The organism is Rhizobacter sp. P3_B12 (genome assembly GCF_056402895.1).
The window spans coordinates 1-2,344 of sequence record NZ_JBFUGN010000958.1; the positions used below are offsets into that span (position 1 = coordinate 1).

Sequence of the window (2,344 nt, forward strand, 5' to 3'; positions counted from 1 at the left end):
TCCGGGTCGTCGGCGACCCCGGCGAGATCGACGCCGTGCCGTGGAACGCGCTGCTCGACGCGCAGCCGTCGGCCGCGCCGTTCATGCGCCACGAATACCTGGCGGCGCTGCATGCCTCGGCCAGCGCCGTCGCCGAGACCGGCTGGATGCCGCAGTTCCTGCTGATCGAGGACGGCAGCTCACTGATGGCCGCCTGCCCGCTCTACCTGAAGGACCACTCGTACGGCGAGTACGTGTTCGACTGGGCCTGGGCCGATGCCTACCAGCGCCACGGGCTGYGCTACTACCCGAAGCTGCTCGGCGCGGTGCCGTTCACGCCGGTGCCYGGCCCGCGGCTGATGGCACGCGACGACGGCGCACGCCGCGCGCTGCTGTCCGCGATGATGCGCATCGCGCACGACGCGAAGCTGTCGTCGGCCCACCTGCTGTTCCTCGACGAACGCGACCAGCAGGCCGCGCGCGACATGGGCTGGATGATGCGCAGCACCGTGCAGTTCCACTGGGTCAACCGCGAGCCGCAGCCGTATGACGGGTTCGCCGATTTCCTCGCCAGCCTGCAGCGCGAGAAGCGCAAGAAGATCCAGCAGGAGCGCCGCCGCGTCGCCGAGGCCGGCGTCAGCTTCRCGACGCATGCCGGCCGCGAGATCGACGACGACCTGTGGGATTTCTTCTACCGCTGCTACGTGCGCACCTACCGCGCCCACCACTCCACGCCCTACCTCACGCGCGACTTCTTCGCCCGCATGGCGCGCACGATGCCGGAGAACTGGGTGCTGTTCGTCGCGTGGAAAGACGGCGAGCGCATCGCGGTGTCGCTGATCGGCGTCGATGCGGCGCGCGGTGTCGCCTACGGCCGCTACTGGGGCGCGACCGAGCACATCTCCTGCCTGCATTTCGAGGCCTGCTACTACCAGCCGCTCGCGTGGTGCATCGAGCACGGTTTCCGCCGCTTCGAAGGCGGCGCGCAGGGCGAGCACAAGATGGCGCGCGGCCTGCTGCCGGTGCAGACCTGGTCGGCGCACTGGCTCGCGCACCCGCAGTTCGCCGAGGCGGTCGGCGATTTCCTCGCGCKCGAGGGCTCGGCGGTCGAGGGCTACCTCGACGAGCTGAACGAGCGCCTGCCGTTCAAGCAGGCGCCCGTCGCTTCACCCGACTGATCCACCCAGACTGATCAGGGCTTGAAGTCGCCGGCGAAGCCGCTGACGAACGCGTCCGGCTTCACATAGGTGCGCAGCGCGGCGTTCACCTGCTCCAGCGTCAGCTTCGACAAGGCGTCGTCGACGCGGGCCGACACGGCAAACGTGCGGCCCAGTTCCTCGTTGCTCGCGATGGCGCCGGCCAGGTTGCCGTCCTGCGCGCGCGACAGCCGGCGGAAGGCCAGCAGGCCGCGCTGGCCCTCGGCCAGTTCCTGCGCCGTGAAGCCCTCCTTCAGCGCGCGAGCCACTTCCTCCTTGAAGGCGGCTTCGACCTTGGGCTGGTTCTGCGGCGCGAAGATCGCACTCGCCTGCCATTCGGAATGCGGCTCCTGGTTGTTCCAGCTGATGCGGCTGCGCACGTCGTACGACAGGCCCTCGCTCTCGCGGATGCGCTTCCACAGCCGCGAGTTGCCGCCCGAACCGAGCAGGTAGTTGGCCATCATCAGCGACGGGTAGTCGGCATCGGTGTCCTGCAGCGGCACGCCCAGGCGCACCAGCATCGTCGCGTTCTGCTTGTCCGGCGTCGGCAGCACCACGCGCTGCGGCGGGATCGGCACCAGCGGCTGCAGCACGCGCGCATACGGCTCGCTGTTCTGCCAGCTGCCGAAGGCCGCCTGCAGTGCCGCCTTCACCGCCGGCACATCCATGTCGCCGGCCGCGCCGAACTCGGCGTGCGCCGCGCTGTAGAAGCGCTGGTGGAAGGCCTGCAGCTGCGCGAGCGTCAGGCCGTTCACGTCCTGCACCATCTCGTCGAAGCTGCGCACGTAGCGCACGTCGCCGCGCGGGTACGGGTTGCCGATGCGGCCGAGCGCGTTGTCGACCACGCTCTCGGGCTCCTTGCGCTGCTGCTCGATGGCGGCCAGCGTCTGGCGCTTCAGCTCGTCCAGCGCGTCGGCCGGCAGGCTGGCGTTGCGCAGCAGGTCGGCCACCAGCGCGATCGCCTGCGGCAGCGTCTCGCGGCGCGACAGCAGGCTGACGCTGACGCGCCCCGGGCCGGTGCTGACGCCCATCTCGGTTTTCAGCTCGTCGAGCCGGTCCTGCACCTGCTGGCGGGTCAGCGTCTTCGTGCCCTTGTCGAGCAGCGCCGCGGTGACGTCCGGCACGTCGTTCAGGCCGAGCAGGCTCTTCTCGGTGCCGAAGTGCAGCGT

At 70.0% G+C, this 2,344-nt stretch carries 2 protein-coding genes; one reads left to right on the forward strand and one right to left on the reverse strand.

The features are described 5' to 3' along the window. On the forward strand, positions 1–1,157 hold a 1,157-nt coding region (locus AC1D01_RS30675), incomplete at its 5' end, for a GNAT family N-acetyltransferase (RefSeq protein WP_477873175.1). Positions 1,158–1,171: 14 nt separating this feature from the next. Here the strand turns inward: AC1D01_RS30675 and AC1D01_RS30680 are convergent. Continuing rightward, positions 1,172–2,344 (reverse strand): M16 family metallopeptidase (locus AC1D01_RS30680; RefSeq protein ID WP_477873177.1); only part of this gene is annotated, 1,173 nt, incomplete at its 5' end.